The sequence below is a fragment of the Pseudomonas sp. S2_E01 genome (assembly GCF_054668365.1).
Genome location: NZ_CP162762.1, coordinates 6,063,995 through 6,080,973, shown reverse-complemented (window position 1 = coordinate 6,080,973; position 16,979 = coordinate 6,063,995). Strand labels below are relative to the sequence as shown.

At 60.3% G+C, this 16,979-nt stretch carries 15 protein-coding genes; 5 read left to right on the top strand and 10 right to left on the bottom strand.

Annotation, left to right across the window (positions count from 1 at the left end):
* Window positions 1–151 precede the first annotated feature (151 nt).
* Window positions 152–1,330, top strand: coding sequence for a BaiN/RdsA family NAD(P)/FAD-dependent oxidoreductase (locus AB4O36_RS28090; RefSeq protein WP_460140755.1), 1,179 nt, complete (start codon window positions 152–154; stop codon window positions 1,328–1,330).
* Between the two features lie 254 nt (window positions 1,331–1,584).
* Window positions 1,585–3,771, top strand: a complete 2,187-nt coding sequence (gene yccS, locus AB4O36_RS28085; RefSeq protein WP_460120145.1) for a YccS family putative transporter — start codon at window positions 1,585–1,587, stop codon at window positions 3,769–3,771.
* A 42-nt stretch (window positions 3,772–3,813) separates the two neighbouring features.
* Here yccS and AB4O36_RS28080 read toward each other — a convergent pair whose 3' ends face one another.
* On the bottom strand, window positions 3,814–4,551 hold the full coding sequence (locus tag AB4O36_RS28080) for a substrate-binding periplasmic protein (protein WP_460140754.1): 738 nt from the start codon (window positions 4,549–4,551) through the stop codon (window positions 3,814–3,816).
* Between the two features lie 254 nt (window positions 4,552–4,805).
* Here AB4O36_RS28080 and AB4O36_RS28075 point away from each other — a divergent pair, with 254 nt between their 5' ends.
* Window positions 4,806–5,258, top strand: a complete 453-nt coding sequence (locus AB4O36_RS28075; protein ID WP_460140753.1) for a GNAT family N-acetyltransferase — start codon at window positions 4,806–4,808, stop codon at window positions 5,256–5,258.
* 92 nt (window positions 5,259–5,350) lie between these two features.
* Here the strand turns inward: AB4O36_RS28075 and AB4O36_RS28070 are convergent, their stop codons facing one another.
* From AB4O36_RS28070 to AB4O36_RS28060, 3 genes are read right to left on the bottom strand one after another with little or no spacing between them, the layout of a single operon-like run.
* Complete coding sequence (locus AB4O36_RS28070) at window positions 5,351–5,647, bottom strand: winged helix-turn-helix domain-containing protein (RefSeq protein ID WP_427581334.1); 297 nt, start codon at window positions 5,645–5,647, stop codon at window positions 5,351–5,353.
* 15 nt (window positions 5,648–5,662) lie between these two features.
* On the bottom strand, window positions 5,663–6,154 hold the full coding sequence (locus AB4O36_RS28065; protein ID WP_460120139.1) for a M48 metallopeptidase family protein: 492 nt from the start codon (window positions 6,152–6,154) through the stop codon (window positions 5,663–5,665).
* Between the two features lie 46 nt (window positions 6,155–6,200).
* Window positions 6,201–8,324: a putative bifunctional diguanylate cyclase/phosphodiesterase gene (locus AB4O36_RS28060; protein WP_460120137.1), complete on the bottom strand. Its 2,124-nt coding sequence runs from the start codon at window positions 8,322–8,324 to the stop codon at window positions 6,201–6,203.
* A 322-nt stretch (window positions 8,325–8,646) separates the two neighbouring features.
* Here AB4O36_RS28060 and AB4O36_RS28055 point away from each other — a divergent pair, with 322 nt between their 5' ends.
* Window positions 8,647–9,315: a polysaccharide lyase family 7 protein gene (locus AB4O36_RS28055; RefSeq protein WP_460120135.1), complete on the top strand. Its 669-nt coding sequence runs from the start codon at window positions 8,647–8,649 to the stop codon at window positions 9,313–9,315.
* A gap of 58 nt (window positions 9,316–9,373) precedes the next feature.
* On the opposite strand, the gene fba is transcribed toward AB4O36_RS28055, so the two are convergent.
* From fba to tkt, 6 genes are all read right to left on the bottom strand, one after another.
* The gene (gene fba / locus AB4O36_RS28050; protein ID WP_007913760.1) at window positions 9,374–10,438 is read right to left on the bottom strand and encodes a class II fructose-bisphosphate aldolase; all 1,065 of its coding nucleotides are present in this window, start codon (window positions 10,436–10,438) and stop codon (window positions 9,374–9,376) included.
* A gap of 238 nt (window positions 10,439–10,676) precedes the next feature.
* The gene (locus tag AB4O36_RS28045) at window positions 10,677–11,009 is read right to left on the bottom strand and encodes an MliC family protein (protein ID WP_460140752.1); all 333 of its coding nucleotides are present in this window, start codon (window positions 11,007–11,009) and stop codon (window positions 10,677–10,679) included.
* Window positions 11,010–11,065: 56 nt separating this feature from the next.
* A complete protein-coding gene (locus AB4O36_RS28040) occupies window positions 11,066–11,287 on the bottom strand; it encodes a hypothetical protein (protein ID WP_460120132.1) in 222 nt (73 codons plus the stop codon).
* 34 nt (window positions 11,288–11,321) lie between these two features.
* Window positions 11,322–12,485: a phosphoglycerate kinase gene (locus AB4O36_RS28035; RefSeq protein WP_460120130.1), complete on the bottom strand. Its 1,164-nt coding sequence runs from the start codon at window positions 12,483–12,485 to the stop codon at window positions 11,322–11,324.
* 12 nt (window positions 12,486–12,497) lie between these two features.
* Window positions 12,498–13,565, bottom strand: coding sequence for an erythrose-4-phosphate dehydrogenase (epd, locus tag AB4O36_RS28030; RefSeq protein ID WP_460120128.1), 1,068 nt, complete (start codon window positions 13,563–13,565; stop codon window positions 12,498–12,500).
* 151 nt (window positions 13,566–13,716) lie between these two features.
* On the bottom strand, window positions 13,717–15,714 hold the full coding sequence (tkt, locus tag AB4O36_RS28025) for a transketolase (RefSeq protein WP_460120126.1): 1,998 nt from the start codon (window positions 15,712–15,714) through the stop codon (window positions 13,717–13,719).
* A 259-nt stretch (window positions 15,715–15,973) separates the two neighbouring features.
* Here tkt and AB4O36_RS28020 point away from each other — a divergent pair, with 259 nt between their 5' ends.
* Window positions 15,974–16,969: an ArsR/SmtB family transcription factor gene (locus AB4O36_RS28020; protein ID WP_460120125.1), complete on the top strand. Its 996-nt coding sequence runs from the start codon at window positions 15,974–15,976 to the stop codon at window positions 16,967–16,969.
* Window positions 16,970–16,979 lie beyond the last annotated feature (10 nt).

Genomic DNA, 16,979 nt, shown 5'->3' with positions numbered 1-16,979 from the left:
CCGCATTCCCTGTGGGAGCGGGCTTGCCCGCGATGACGGCCTGACAGACAACTACTTTGTTGGATGTGCCGACCTCATCGCGGGCAAGCCCGCTCCCACAGTTTGTTTTGTGTGTACGTGTTGTTTTGTGGTGAATGAAGAGGACACCGTTTTGCGCTCTACCGAAGTCGTGATCATTGGCGCAGGCGCCGCAGGGTTGATGTGTGCACTGACCGCCGCCGGACGTGGGCGTCAGGTGCTGTTGCTCGACCATGCGAACAAGGCCGGCAAGAAAATCCTGATGTCGGGCGGTGGCCGCTGCAACTTCACCAACATGTACACCGAACCTGGCAATTTCCTCTCGCAGAACGCACATTTCTGCAAGTCCGCCCTGGCCCGCTATACCCAGTGGGACTTCATCGGGATGGTTGCCAAGCATGGCGTGCCCTACCACGAGAAAAAACTCGGGCAGTTGTTCTGCGATAACAAATCCAGCGACATCCTCGAAATGCTGCTCAACGAGTGCGACCAGGCCGGCGTCAGCCTGCACCTGGATACTTCGATCCAGAGCATCGAGAAGCTGGAGCGCGGCTACCTGCTGGACACCACCCTCGGCCAGGTGACGTGCCAATCACTGGTGATCGCCACCGGCGGCCTGTCGATTCCGACCCTGGGCGCCACGGGTTTCGGTTATCAGGTGGCCAAACAATTCGGTCACGAATTGCTCCCCACCCGCGCCGGCCTGGTGCCGTTCACCATCACCGACCAGCTCAAGGCGTTGTGCAGCGAGCTGTCCGGGACCTCGGTGGATTGCCTGGTGAGCTGCAACGATCAGAGCTTTCGCGAAAACATACTGTTCACCCATCGCGGCCTCAGCGGTCCGGCGATTCTGCAGATTTCCTCGTTCTGGCAGCCAGGCGACACGGTTGAAATCAATCTGTTGCCTGACCACGACGTGCCGGGCTGGCTGCAACAACAGCAAGCCGAACGCCCGAACAGCGAGCTGAAGACCCTGCTCGGTGAGATTTTCACCAAGAAGATGGCCAATCTGCTGGCGGACAACTGGTTCGCATCCAAGCCGATGAAGCAGTACACCCACGCCGAAATGGCCGACATTGCGCAGAAACTGGCGAGCTGGAAAGTCGTGCCGGCGGGCACCGAAGGCTATCGCACGGCCGAGGTGACCCTGGGCGGCGTGAACACCAACGAGGTGTCGTCCAAGACCATGGAGTCGCTTAAAAGCCCAGGCCTGTATTTCATCGGCGAGGTCCTGGATGTCACCGGGCACCTGGGTGGCTTCAACTTCCAGTGGGCCTGGGCCTCGGGCTATGCGGCTGCGCAGTACGTCTGATTGAGCGCATCCCCCCTGTAGGAGCGAGCATGCTCGCGATGGAAAAAGAACACCGCTGGGCGTCAGACAGCCAGCGTTATCGTTGACGACCATCGCGACGGTTCGACGCCTCGACATGCTCGCTCCTACAGTGGGGGGGTGACGCGATGCAGGGATAAGGAACAGATTTTGCTGTCACATGTGATCGGCGCCATTGCGCCGACGTCATTAGTGGCTCAATTTAGCGGCATTGCCTCGGAAGGCCTTCGCACTTCATGTCATCGACCCCTCTTCGTCAGTCTCTGCGTCGTATCTGGGCGCTGGATAAATTCAGCTACAGCGTGCGGGTATTCATCGCCCTGACCGGCAGCATGGCGCTGTGCTGGTATCAGGATGAAATGGGCCTGCTGATTCCGTTGTTCCTCGGCATCATCGCCTGCGCCCTGGCCGAGACCGATGATAGCTGGCAAGGCCGCCTCAACTCGCTGGCGGTGACGCTGGTGTGTTTCACCATCGCCGCGCTGTCGGTCGAATTGCTGTTCCCCTACCCGATCATTTTTGTCGTTGCCCTGGCCCTCGCCGGTTTCGGCCTGACCATGCTGGGCGCGCTGGGCGAGCGTTACGGAGCGATCGCTTCCGGCACGTTGATTCTGTCGGTCTACACCATGATCGGCGTGGACCAGCGCGGTGGTGCGGTCACCGATTTCTGGCATGAACCGATGCTGCTGGTCGCGGGGGCGGCGTGGTATGGCCTGCTCTCGGTGTTGTGGCAGGCGCTGTTTTCCAACCAGCCCGTACAGCAAAGCCTGGCGCGTCTGTTCCGGGAGCTGGGCTTTTACCTCAAGCTCAAATCGTCGCTGCTCGAACCGGTCCGAGGGATGGACGTGGAAGCGCGCCGGCTGGAACTCGCCCAGCAAAATGGCCGGGTGGTCGCCGCGCTGAACGCCGCCAAGGAAATCATCCTGCACCGGGTCGGCAACGGCCGGCCAGGCTCGAAAGTCAGCCGTTACCTGAAACTCTATTTCCTCGCCCAGGACATTCACGAACGCGCCAGTTCCTCGCACTATCCGTATAACGCCCTGGCCGAAGCATTTTTCCACAGCGACGTGCTGTTCCGCTGCCAGCGCCTGCTGCGCCAGCAAGGCAAGGCCTGCCGCGCCTTGGCCGAGTCGATCCAGATGCGCCAGCCGTTCATCTACGACGCCAGTTTCGCCGAGGCCTTGGGCGACCTGCACGCTTCACTCGAACACCTGCGCATCCAGAGCAACCCGGCCTGGCGTGGATTGCTGCGATCCTTGCGCGCGCTGGCCGCCAACCTTGGCACCATGGATCGCCTGCTCAGCGACGCCAGCAACCCCGACGCCCTCGCCGACGCCAGCGACAGCAGCCTGCTCGACCGTTCGCCGCGTAACCTCAAGGACGTGTGGGTTCGCCTGCGCACGCAATTGACACCCACGTCGCTGCTGTTTCGCCACGCCCTGCGGTTGCCCCTGGCCTTGAGCATCGGCTACGGCATGGTGCACTTGATACACCCTTCCCAGGGTTACTGGATCATCCTCACCACCCTCTTCGTCTGCCAGCCGAACTACGGTGCCACGCGACGCAAGCTCGGGCAGCGGATCATCGGCACCGCCATCGGCCTGACCGTGGCCTGGGCGCTGTTCGACCTGTTCCCCAACCCGCTGGTGCAGTCGTGCATCGCCATCGTTGCCGGGGTGGTGTTCTTTATCAGCCGCACCACCCATTACACCCTCGCCACCGCCGCTATCACCCTGATGGTGCTGTTCTGCTTCAATCAGGTGGGCGACGGCTACGGACTTTTCCTGCCTCGCCTGTTCGATACCCTGCTGGGCAGCCTGATCGCCGGCCTCGCGGTGTTCCTGTTCCTGCCAGACTGGCAGGGCCGACGCCTGAACAAGGTGCTGGCCAACACGCTGACCTGCAACAGCATCTACCTGCGCCAGATCATGCAGCAATACGCCGCCGGCAAAAGCGACGACCTCGCCTATCGCCTGGCCCGACGCAACGCCCACAACGCCGATGCGGCGCTGTCGACGACGCTGGCCAACATGCTGATGGAGCCTGGGCATTTCCGTAAGGAGGCCGATATAGGATTCCGCTTTCTGGTGTTGTCGCACACCTTGCTCAGCTATCTCTCAGGGCTGGGCGCCCACCGGGAAACCCAATTGCCAGCGGAAGTGCGTGAGCACCTGATCGAAGGTGCAGGAGTGAAACTGGCGAGCAGCATCGATGAAATCGCACAAGGACTGACCAGCAAAATGCCCATCGCGATTCAGAGCGATGAAGAAGAAGCCATGGCCAACGAACTGGAACAGATGCCGGATGAGATCGACGAAGGCCAGCGGCTGGTACAAACCCAACTGGCGCTGATCTGCCGACAACTGGGGCCGCTACGCACGTTGGCAGCACACCTGATCAAAGACACCAGCGAAACCCCATGACTTGAAGCTCGAAACTTGCAGCTTGCAGCTTGAAGCTAATGCCTACATCCCATGCTGCTTCAACAACCGCGCATAACTGCCATCAGCCTTCATCCCGGCAATTGCGCGATCGAACCCGGCAACAATCTGCTCATGCTGGGGGTTTTTCAGGCTAACCAGAATGTGCAGGCTGTTTTCGCTCAGGGGCTTGGGCAGGAATTCCACGGCGTTGCGCACCTTGGCTGATTCGCGAGCCAGGTAGTAACGCGCAACGTATTCGTCCTCCAGAGTCAGCTTGACCCGGTCGGCGGCGACCATGCGCACCGCCATGGCAAAGCTGTGCACAGGGACTTTTTGCAGCGACGGATCGTTCTCGAACGCCGGCGAATAGGCATAACCGCGCACCACGGCAATCGGGTACATGTGCAGTTGTTGAAGGTTATCGAATTCGATCGGGGCATCCTTGCGCTTCAGGAAGCGCACGCGATTGATCAGGTATTCGGCGGAGAACTGCCCCAGCTTGGTGCGTTCCTCGGCGTACCAGGCATTCACCAGCACGTCGTAGCGCCCCTCTCCAATCCCCATCAGCGCACGCGCCCAGGGCACCTGCTCAAACTCGCTAGCGAAGCCGGCGCGGGTCAGCGCGGTGGCGACTATATCGGTGGCCAGTCCGCCGTTGACCAGCGTAGCGTCGGTAAAGGGTGGCCAGGTGTCGGCGACCAGTCGCAGCTTCTCAGCGGCCGCGTTTTGGGTCAGCAACAACCAAGCCATCAAGGCCCACGCTCGATTCAATCGCGGCATGCTCGAAAATCCTTAGCGGGCAGGTTGCCCACGTGTTTTCAACCAAAACTCGACGGTCCCTTACCGGCACACCAGGTACTAACCTTAGCTCATCGAAATCGCTGCACAGCTTCAATCCCAGATTACACAAAGAAGACAACTGCGCGCGAAATGAATGATGGCATTTTGGACTTTGTCACAGATTTCTCCGCCATACAGACATCCCTCTTCCAGACGCTTAGTATCGCAAGCACTGAGTGAAGGAAAACGCAAAGATGACAATCGATTGGGTCTGCAAACATCACAGCGATCTGGGCAAGGAGCAGCTGTACGCCATTTTGCAATTGCGCGCTGACGTGTTCGTGGTGGAACAGAAATGCCTGTATCAGGACATCGACGGCCAGGACCTGGAAGGGGACACCTTCCACCTGATGGCTTGGGACACAGATCGGCTGGCGGCCTACCTGCGCTTGCTCGACCCGCAACTACAGGGCGGCGATGTGGTCATCGGCCGGGTGATCACGGCGCCTGATTATCGCGGCCAGGGGCTGGGTCATGAGCTGATCGCCCAGGCCTTGAAACAGGCACAAAAGCACTGGCCGGATATGCCGATCTATCTGTCGGCCCAGGCGCATTTGCAGGGGTATTACGGGCGCTACGGGTTTGAGGTGGCGGGCGAGGAGTACCTGGAGGACGGGATTCCACACATAGGCATGCGGCGGTCCTGAGTAACATCTCGCGAGCAGGCTCCCACAAAGTACACGTCGCCCCTGTGGGAGCGGGCTTGCCCGCGATGGGGCCAGACCAGGCCCCACAACCATCACGGGTATTCCAACACCGCCTTGATCTGCCGCAGATTGCGCTCGATCCACCCCCGATCAATCGCCCCCCAATCGCGAATACGGTAGCGTCCGGCGTGGTTACGCGCGCCCTCTTCCTGCTCGAACTCGCACACAATGTCCAGGTCCGCCAACGCGGCGATGGTGTCCTGGGCCGTGCGCCGGGGCATGCCAGTCACGTCGGTCAGGGCCGGCACACTGCTGGCCAAACCGCTGTCGATCAGATACGCCACATACAGACGGCGATAGAAGCTGCTCTTGGTCTTGCTCACGTCCATCCCCACACCCCTTGGTTACTGCATTTCCCGCCACGTCAGGTACACCCGCAAGTCGAACTCGACCTGGTGGTACCCCGGCAACATGTGCTCGCACAACTTGTAGAACGCCTTGTTGTGATCCGACTCCTTGAAGTGCGCCAGCTCATGCACCACGATCATTTTGAGAAACTCGGCGGGCGCTTCCTTGAACAGTGAGGCGACGCGAATTTCCTTCTTGGCCTTGAGCTTGCCCCCCTGCACCCGGGAGATCGTGGTGTGCAGGCCCAACGCGCGGTGCGTCAGATCCAGGCGATTGTCGAACAGCACCTTGTCGATGGCCGGGGCATTACGCAGGTGGGCCTGCTTCAGGTCCAGGGCATAGGTGTACAGCGCCTTGTCGCTCTGCACATCATGCTTTTGCGGGTAACGCCGGCTCAGGTAGTCGCCCAGGCGATCCTCCGTGATCAGCTGGCGCACCTGCTCCTGCAACGCAGCAGGATAGGCCTGTAGGTACTTCAAGGGAGTCATCGCAGCGCAGGGTATCAATTACGGACAGGCCGCCAGTGTAGCGAATTCAGTCCGTCAGCGCGCTCCAGTCGAAGGGTTGCGCAAAGCCTGCGGCGTCCTCGGCGACCATCGGATGTGCCACCAGGAAACCTTGCACGTACTCGCAGCCATTGGCGCGCAGCCACTCATACTGCTCGACGGTTTCCACGCCTTCGGCGATCACCAGAATCCCGTATTCCCTGCACAGGCCGATCACATTGTGTACCAGTGCCGCATCTCGAGGTGAGCCAGGCAAGCGGGCGATCACGTGGCGGTCGAGCTTGAGTGTGTCCAGCTCCAGATCGCGCAGATGCGACAGCGAGCAAGGCCCGGAACCGAAGTCATCCAAAGCCACGCGCACCCCCAGGTTTCGCAGCAACCGCAGCTGCTTGCGCGTCTCCTCCGGGTTTTGCATCAGCGCCTCTTCAGTGACCTCGACCTCCAGATGGCGCGCCTGCAAATCATGACGCTCCAACACCAGGCGCAGCTCGGTCACCAGGTTGGGCATGCCGAACTGCGTGCTGCTCAAGCTGACGCCCAACACCAAATCCTCGCCGAACAGGGTTTCCCAGGCCTTACGTTGCCCGGCGCTACGCTCATAGATCCAGGTGCTCAGGCGGCTGATCAAACGTGCCTCCTCCAGCAAGGGCATGAACAGCCCAGGAGGTACGTCACCGACACTCGGGTGCTGCCAGCGCAGCAGCGCCTCGAAACCACGAATCCGTCCGCCCCCGATGGCCACCTGCGGCTGATACACCAGGTTGAAATCCCGGTTTTCGATGGCCGTGCGCACGCTTTCTTCGAGCATCAACCGTGAGCGCGCCCGGCCGTTCATGTCGTGGTCATAGAACCGATATTGCTGGCGACCTGCACGCTTGGCCTCGTACATGGCGATGTCGGCCGCTCGCAGCAAACCATCGAGGTTGGACCCGCAGTCCGGGAACGTGGCAATGCCAATACTGGCGCCCAGTGCGATGTCCAGGCCGTCGATCTGCTGACAGACGGACACACGCTCGATGATTTTCTCGGCAATCTTCGCCGCTTGCTCGGGAAACTCCAGGTCCAGCAGCGCCGTGAATTCGTCACCGCCCATGCGCGCAAGAATGTCGACAGGCCGCAAGCAGGTCTTCAGTTGCTCGGAAACCCAGCGCAGCGCCCGGTCGCCGGCGTCATGACCGAGGCAATCGTTGACCCGCTTGAAGCCATCGAGATCCAGGTACAACAAAACCCACGCACGCTCGGAGCGCTCGCCGCGCACCAGCAGGTTTTCCACCGTCTGGTAGAAACCCCGGCGATTGAGCAGGCCAGTCAACGGGTCGGTGACGGCCTGGAATTCCAGTTGCTGGTGTAGATGGCGCACCACCGACATGTCCAGCACCGTTACCACCATCGCGCGCTGTTCGGCCGGTAGCGGCGCACAAGACAACGCCACGGGCACCTGTTGCCCAGCGGCGGTACGCAGAGAGGCATCATGCAGGCGGAAGGTTTCGCCACGCTTATAACCGCAGAACAACTCGGAATCGGCCCAGACTGGAATGTGCGGTTTTTGCAGGTAATCAAGAAACTCCTTGCCTTGCAAATCCTGCTGCGTCGCATTGAGCAGCCGCGACATGGCCGGGTTGGCAAAGCGGATCATCCCGTCCTCATCAACCACCACAATGCCCTCGGCCGCGTTGTCCAGCACCGATGCATTGAACGCCCGCGCCGCTTCCAGATCATGGCTCAGGCGTTGCAACGCCCGGCGATTGCGCTGGTGCTCCAGCAAGGCCTGCACCTTGGGTTTGAGTATCTGGGGGTCGAAGGGTTTGAACAGGTAATCCACCGCACCGCTGGCGTAGCCCTTGATCACCGCATCCTTGGATTGCTCGTTGGCAGTGAGGAAAATGATCGGCGTCAGACGGGTTCGCTGGCTGCCGCGCATCAGGCGGGCGACCTCGAAACCATCCATACCCGGCATCTGCACATCCAGCAGCACCAGGTCGATATCGTGTTCAAGTAACAGACTGAGGGCTTCGAAACCGGAGGCAGCCGTAATGACCTGCCAATCCTGACGCTGCAACAACGCACGCATACTGACCAGGTTTTCCGGGTAATCATCGACGATCAAAAGGGTTGAGCTGCCTTCAACTGGCGTAGTTTGCGCGCATTCCATGCTGCTTCTCTTGTAGGGACGTCAGGCCGGTTTCTCGTGAAAATCGGACAGTACAATGCGTTCACTCTAGACCGGGAACCGCGAAAGCAGAAGCTGTCAGTACGCCATCATTTACCCACTGCATTCATTTACCGACTAACGGTAGCCTCTACAGCCCGCTAAATACGGGAAAGATGGCGTTTTAACAGGATTTTGACGCCATCCATTTGTCAGGCCAGCATTAACAAAAGAGTTCACTACTATTATAAAGGCCGCGCTCAAACGCCCGTGCTAGAGCTTCTGGCACGTGCGTACCGAAACCAGACACCGTGGAAGCTTCGCTATGATTGACCTTGCATCCTGGAATCTCAGTGTTCCTGTCGGCAGCCCGCCGTACACAGTTGAAACCCGAAAACTGGTGACAGGCTACAAGAATCAATACTTCCATTCCGACACGGGCACCCTCTTTTTCTGGTCGCCCGTCACGGGGACCCGGACGGAGAACGCCAAATTCCCGCGCACCGAACTGCGCGAAACCTACAGCAACGGCACCCTGAAAAACTGGTACTACCCCGATGCCGACAACTCCCTGCGTGCCACGCTGGCGGTCAACCAGGTGCCCAGTTCGGGGAAGATCGTCATCGGCCAGATTCATGCTTATCAAAGCCAAAAACCCATGGTCAAAGTCGAGTACCAATACAAGGACGCCACCAAGGCCGGCAACATCGTCGCCAAGGTACGCATGCGCCCCGATGATAGTGAAGGCAGGGTGATCACCATCGCCACCGGGGTGAAACTGGATCAGGAGTTTTCCTACCTCATTCACCTGAGCCCCGGCGGCGCCCTCGGCATCAGCGCGGCGGGCTACCAGTGGGATACCAAAATCAGCGCGACCTGGCGGGTAAAACCGCTGTACTTCAAGGCAGGCGTCTATGTGCAGGACAACACCGGCTACACGAGCGAAGGTGGCAAGGTGACTTTCAGCAAGCTGGACATCGATCACGACAAGTAAATTTGAGGCATAAAAAACCCGCATTTCTGCGGGTTTTTCATGAGCAGTCGCTGAAGGCTTAGTTGACCTTGGCGTTCAACTCACCTTTCAGATAACGCTGGTACATCGCTTCCAGCGAGATCGGCTTGATCTTCGAGGCATTGCCGGCGGTGCCGAACGCTTCGTAACGTGCGATGCACACGTCGCGCATGGCGGTCACGGTGGCGCCGAAGAACTTACGCGGATCGAACTCGCTCGGGTTGGTGGCCATCAGGCGACGCATCGCACCGGTGGACGCCAGGCGCAGGTCAGTGTCGATGTTGACCTTGCGCACGCCGTACTTGATGCCTTCGACGATTTCTTCAACCGGCACGCCGTAGGTCTCTTTGATGTCGCCGCCGTACTGGTTGATGATCGCCAGCCACTCTTGCGGAACCGAAGACGAACCGTGCATCACCAGGTGAGTGTTCGGAATGCGCTTGTGGATTTCCTTGATGCGGTCGATCGCCAGCACGTCACCGGTAGGCGGCTTGGTGAACTTGTAGGCGCCGTGGCTGGTGCCGATGGCGATGGCCAGGGCGTCGACCTGGGTGCGCTTGACGAAGTCGGCCGCTTCTTCCGGGTCGGTCAGCATCTGGCTGTGATCCAGAACACCTTCGGCACCGATGCCGTCTTCTTCACCGGCCATGCCGGTTTCCAGGGAACCCAGGCAACCCAGTTCGCCTTCTACCGAAACGCCGCAGGCATGGGCCATGGCAACGGTTTGCTGGGTAACACGTACGTTGTAGTCGTAATCGGTCGGGGTCTTGCCGTCTTCGCCCAGGGAACCGTCCATCATCACCGAGCTGAAGCCCAACTGAATGGAGCGCTGGCAGACGTCAGGGCTGGTGCCGTGGTCCTGGTGCATGCACACCGGGATGTGCGGGAATTCTTCGATTGCCGCCAGGATCAGGTGACGCAGAAACGGCGCACCGGCGTATTTGCGAGCACCGGCCGAAGCCTGGACGATCACCGGAGAGTCAGTCTTGTCAGCGGCTTCCATGATGGCGCGCATCTGCTCAAGGTTGTTGACGTTGAAGGCTGGAACGCCGTAGCCGAACTCGGCTGCGTGGTCCAGCATCTGGCGCATGCTGATAAGTGCCATTGTGTCTCTCTCTCCCGGTTTGGGTCGTTAATCGTGCCAGCCTGCCGGAGCGGCGGCGGCTATTCAAGTTTTTGCAGATCGGGGGTTGGCCGGTCTGGTGCAACGCAAATTCAATGAAACCCTGTAGGAGCGAGCATGCTCGCGATGGAAGACCTGTCACCGCGGGGTGTCAGGCAGCCAACGTTATCGTTGACGACCATCGCGAGCATGCTCGCTCCTACAGGTATGGCGCAGGGCCTTATTGCGCCTTGCAACCACGGCCAATCAAATCATTGGTGGCGACCCAGTAAACCAGGCCTTCCTCACCTTTCATGTGAAACGCCAGCATGTCGTTGCTGTACAGTACACCCGACGCACCCGGCTCTTCCTTCAGGCGATACACCTGATCGGCACCGCCGAGGCGCACATCGACGGCCTTGCGGCTGTCGTCAGCGAAACGCCAGAGCACCTGGGCCTGGCTGTCACAGGTCCAGGTGGTCCAGTTGCCCGCAGGTTCGGCGCTCTTGAACAGGTCAAAATTCGAGCAGCCCGCCAGCAGTGCCAGCGCCGTAATGGCGATAAAACCTTTCATCCGTGTTCCTCGACCAACGGCACACGCCGCCAGCCCCGAGTAAGGAATCAGACCCGTCAAGGGCAACCACGTTCCTTGGCGGGGGTCTGAGTTTCGTATTTGTCCAGGCCATCAGGCCCGGAACGCTTGTTGAGCACCGGGTTGGTTTCCGCCTGCCAGTCAGCCTGGTAGCAGCCCTTGTCCACCGCTTGCGGTGCGGGTTCGGGCGCAGCCTTGGGGTTACTCCCGCACGCCGCCAGCGAACCTGCAACCATCAACAGCGCAAGCAACCTGACCATGTGAACACTCCCTTGCCTGGTCAACTCAATGACCTCAGGCCTTGGCACGGCTTTCCAGGACTTCGACCGCCGGCAGCACTTTGCCTTCGACGAACTCGAGGAACGCACCACCACCGGTGGAAATGTAGGAAATCTGCTGGGCAACGCCATACTTGTCGATGGCCGCCAGTGTGTCACCGCCACCCGCGATGGAGAATGCCGCGCTGTCCGCGATGGCCTGGGCCAGCACCTTGGTACCGTTGCCGAACTGGTCGAACTCGAACACGCCAACCGGACCGTTCCACAAAATGGTCCTGGACGATTTCAGCAGCTCAGCGAAATTTGCCGCCGTCTGCGGACCGATATCCAGGATCATGTCATCGGCCGCCACGTCGGCGATCAGCTTGACGGTGGCCGTAGCGCTTTCAGCGAATTCCTTGGCAACCACGACATCCACCGGCAACGGCACACTGACCTTGGCCGCGATGGCGCGGGCAGTGTCCAGCAGGTCCGGCTCGTACAGGGACTTGCCGACCGGGTGACCGGCAGCCGCCAGGAACGTGTTGGCGATGCCGCCACCGACGATCAACTGGTCGCAAATCTGGCTCAAGCTGTTGAGTACGTCGAGCTTGGTCGAGACCTTGGAGCCGGCAACGATCGCGGCCATTGGCTTGGCGGGAGCGCCCAGCGCCTTGCCCAGGGCATCCAGCTCAGCGGCCAGCAACGGACCTGCAGCGGCAACCTTGGCGAACTTGGCCACGCCGTGGGTCGAGCCCTCGGCACGGTGAGCGGTGCCGAAGGCGTCCATCACAAAAACGTCGCACAGGGCAGCGTATTGCTGGGCAAGCTCGTCGGCGTTCTTTTTCTCGCCCTTGTTGAAGCGCACGTTTTCGAACAGCACGATGTCGCCGGCCTTGACGTCCACGCCGCCCAGGTAATCGGCCACCAGCGGCACGTCACGACCCAGCGCGCGGCTCAGGTAGTCAGCGACAGGCTTGAGGCTGTTTTCGGCCGAGAACTCGCCTTCGGTCGGACGGCCAAGGTGCGAGCAGACCATCACCGCCGCGCCTTTTTCCAGGGCCAGCTTGATGGTCGGCAGCGAAGCCAGGATTCGCGCATCGCTGGTGACTACACCGTCCTTGACTGGGACGTTGAGGTCTTCGCGGATCAGTACGCGCTTACCTTGCAGATCGAGGTCGGTCATCTTCAACACGGTCATGGGTCGCATTTCCTACTGGTTTGCAGAGCAGTGTTTTGGAGCGCCGGCTGTCTGCAGATAATGCTCTGCAACATCCAGCATTCGGTTGGCAAAACCCCATTCGTTGTCGAACCAGGCCAGGATGTTCACCAGCCGTGGGCCGGAAACGCGGGTCTGACTGGCATCGACGATCGCCGAATGTGGGTCATGGTTAAAATCACAACTGGCGTGAGGCAACTCGGTGTAGGCCAGGAGGCCCTTGAGGGGGCCGCTGGTGGCGGCCTCGCGCAGTATCCGGTTGACCTCGTCGGCGTCGGTGTCGCTGACGGTCTGCATCGTGATATCCAGGCACGATACATTCACCGTCGGTACGCGTACGGCTTTGGCCTGAATTCGCCCGGCAAGTTCCGGCAGCAGGCGCTCAATGCCTCGTGCCAGACCAGTGGACACCGGGATCACCGACTGGAACGCCGAGCGGGTGCGACGCAGGTCTTCGTGGTGATAGGCGTCGATGACGGGTTGATCGTTCATCGCCGAGTGAATGGTGGTGATCGACACGTACTCCAGACCAATGGCCTGGTCCAGCAACCGCAACAGCGGCACGCCGCAATTGGTGGTGCAGGATGCGTTGGATACCAGCAGCTCTTGCCCGGTCAGGCAATCCTGGTTCACCCCGTAGACGATGGTGGCGTCGACATCCGTCTCACTGGCCATCGGTTGGGAAAACAGCACACGAGGCGCGCCGGCGTCCAGGAAACGCTGGCCATCCTCGCGGGAGTTGTAAGCGCCGGAGCACTCCAGCACCAGATCGACGCCCAACGACGCCCAATCGATCCCTTCGGGGGTGGCACTGCGCAGGACCTTCACGCAGTCGCCATTGATATGCAGACAATCGCCATCGACCTTCACCTCGCCGGGAAAACGCCCGTGAGTGGAATCGAAGCGTGTCAGGTATTCGATGCTGGCCATGTCGGCCAGATCGTTGATCGCGACAATCTCGAACCCAGCCTTCTCGCCTCGTTCGAACAACGCACGCAAGACGCAACGACCAATCCGGCCGTAGCCGTTGAGTGCAACTTTGTAGGGACGCGGTTGAGGCATGGGGTTCTCGATTACCGTGGTGAATCCGTCAGTACTGTGGTGCCTGACCGATCGCTATCGCGGGCAAGCCCGCTCCTACAGGTCCTGTGTAATCCCCTGTAGGAGCGGGCTTGCCCGCGACGGCGCCAGTTCAGGCACCACACTTTCTGGATCAGTCTTCCAGCAGCTCTTCAGCCTGACCCAGGATGTTGTCCAGGGTGAAACCGAACTCTTCGAACAACGCCGAAGCAGGAGCCGACTCGCCGTAGGTGGTCATGCCGATGACGCGACCTTCCAGGCCCACGTACTTGTACCAGAAGTCCGCGTGAGCAGCTTCGATGGCGATACGGGCACCCACCTGCAACGGCAGGACTGCTTGCTTGTAGCTGGCGTCCTGGGCATCGAACACGCTGGTGCAAGGCATGGAAACCACACGCACCTTGCGGCCTTGCTCAGTCAGTTTGTCACAGGCCTGAACGGCCAGGCCGACTTCGGAACCGGTGGCGATCAGGATCAGCTCCGGCTCGCCGGCGCAGTCCTTGAGCACATAACCACCACGGGCGATATCGGCGATCTGGCCGGCATCACGGGGTTGGTGTTGCAGGTTCTGACGCGAGAAGATCAGCGCCGACGGGCCATCCTTGCGCTCCAGCGCAGACTTCCAGCTCACCGCCGATTCAACGGCGTCGGCTGGACGCCAGGTGTCCAGGTTAGGCGTGCTGCGCAGGCTCGTCAGTTGCTCGATCGGCTGGTGCGTCGGGCCGTCTTCGCCCAGGCCGATGGAGTCGTGGGTGTAGACGTGGATCACACGCTGCTTCATCAGCGCCGACATGCGCACCGCGTTACGGGCGTATTCCATGAACATCAGGAAAGTCGCGCCGTAAGGCACCAGGCCACCGTGAAGGGCAACGCCGTTCATGATCGCGGTCATGCCGAACTCACGAACGCCGTAATACATGTAGTTGCCGCTCGCGTCTTCTGCGGTGACACCTTTGCAACCTTTCCACAGGGTCAGGTTGGAACCGGCCAGGTCGGCCGAGCCGCCCAGGAATTCAGGCAGCAGCGGGCCGAAGGCGTTCAGGGTGTTCTGGCTGGCCTTGCGGCTGGCGATGGTTTCGCCCTTGGCGGCCACTTCCGCGATGTAGGCATCGGCCTTGTCGCTGAAATCAGCCGGCAGCTCGCCGCTCAGGCGACGAATCAGCTCATTGGCTTCGGTCGGGAAAGCAGCGGAATAGGCAGCAAAACGCTGATCCCACTCGGCTTCGGCAGCGCGGCCGGCTTCCTTGGCGTCCCACTCGGCATAGATGTCGGCCGGGATTTCGAAAGGACCGTGATTCCACTTCAGCGCCGCACGGGTCAAGGCGATTTCCGCGTCACCCAGCGGAGCACCGTGGCAGTCTTCCTTGCCTTGCTTGTTCGGCGAACCGAAACCGATGGTGGTCTTGCAGCAGATCAGCGTTGGCTGTGCACTTTTACGCGCCGTCTCGATGGCAGTCTTGATCTCTTCAGGATCGTGACCGTCGACATTGCGGATCACCTGCCAGTTGTAGGCCTCAAAGCGCTTGGGTGTGTCGTCGGTGAACCAGCCTTCGACTTCGCCGTCGATGGAAATACCGTTGTCATCGTAGAAGGCAATCAGCTTGCCGAGGCCCAGTGTGCCGGCCAGCGATCCAACTTCATGGGAAATGCCTTCCATCATGCAGCCATCACCCAGGAACACGTAGGTATGGTGATCGACAATGTTATGGCCGGGACGGTTGAACTGCGCCGCCAACACTTTTTCCGCCAGGGCAAAACCCACTGCGTTGGCCAGACCCTGACCCAGTGGACCGGTGGTGGTCTCGACGCCTGGGGTGTAGCCCAGCTCGGGGTGACCCGGAGTGCGGCTGTGCAATTGACGGAAGTTTTTCAGGTCTTCGATCGACAGGTCATAGCCAGTCAGGTGCAGCAGCGAGTAGATCAGCATCGAACCGTGACCGTTGGACAGCACGAAGCGGTCACGGTCGGCGAACGATGGATTGCTCGGGTTGTGCTTCAGGTAGTCACGCCACAGTACTTCGGCGATATCCGCCATACCCATCGGGGCACCGGGATGGCCGCTGTTGGCTTTTTGCACGGCATCCATGCTGAGGGCACGAATGGCGTTGGCACGCTCACGACGGCTGGGCATCGCTGATCTCCTAGGGTTTGAATAAAACGAAACGGAAAAAAGGCGAGCATTTTCCCTCACCGACCCGCTTGGGGCAATGACAGATAAGCATCCGGGCGTGTTTTTCCACCGGATAAATTCTCATTCGCCTGGTGAAACCTTTCCGCTGACCATTTGTAGAGTGAGGGCCAGCCGGAGAAGTGCCATCTATCGAGCAATATCAAAACTTTTTGATATTGCTCTTGCGACACTTACTTACCGTCACTAGACTGCTGGCCCTATGAACTTGCGCGTGCCTTCCATTCAACATGACGATTGCGACGAACTGGCCGCCCTGTGCAAGGCCGGCGGCGATCCGCTGCGTTTGAATGTACTGCGCGCGCTCGCCAACGATTCGTTTGGCGTACTGGAGTTGGCACAGATCTTCGGCATCGGCCAGTCGGGCATGAGCCATCACCTCAAGGTGTTGGCCCAGGCCGGTCTGGTGGCAACTCGCCGCGAGGGCAACGCGATCTTCTATCGCCGCGCCCTGCCGCATACCGAGCAATTGGGCGGCAAGCTGCACGCCGCGCTGCTCGACGAAGTGGATATCCTGACCCTGCCTGCCGACGTGCAGTCACGGATCGGTCAGGTCCATGGCCAGCGAGCAGCGGCCAGTCAGGATTTTTTCGCTCGGGTGGCGGAGAAGTTTCGCGCCCAGCAGGATTTGATTGCCGGCTTGCCACAGTACCGCGAAAGCGTTGTGGCCCTGCTCGACAAGCTGAGCTTCAACGAAGGCGCCACCGCCATCGAAGTCGGTCCCGGCGACGGCGCTTTCCTGCCGGAACTGGCGCGCCGCTTCAATCATGTGACGGCTTTGGACAACAGCCCGGCCATGCTCGAGCTGGCACGCCAGGTGTGTGAACGTGAAACGCTGGCTAACGTCAGCTTGCAACTGGCCGATGCACTGACAGGCGTCAGCCTGCAGGCCGATTGCGTGGTACTGAACATGGTGCTGCACCACTTTGCCGCACCGGCCGATGCGCTCAAGCACATGGCTGGCCTGCTGCAACCCGGTGGTAGCCTGCTCGTGACAGAGTTATGCAGCCACAACCAGAGTTGGGCCAGGGAGGCCTGCGGTGATCTTTGGTTGGGGTTTGAACAGGACGACTTGGCCCGTTGGGCCACCGCTGCGGGACTCGTTCCCGGGGAAAGCCTCTATGTAGGCTTACGTAATGGTTTCCAGATTCAGGTCCGCCATTTTCAGCGGCCAACTGGCGACACTCACCATCGGTAAATTCAGGAAA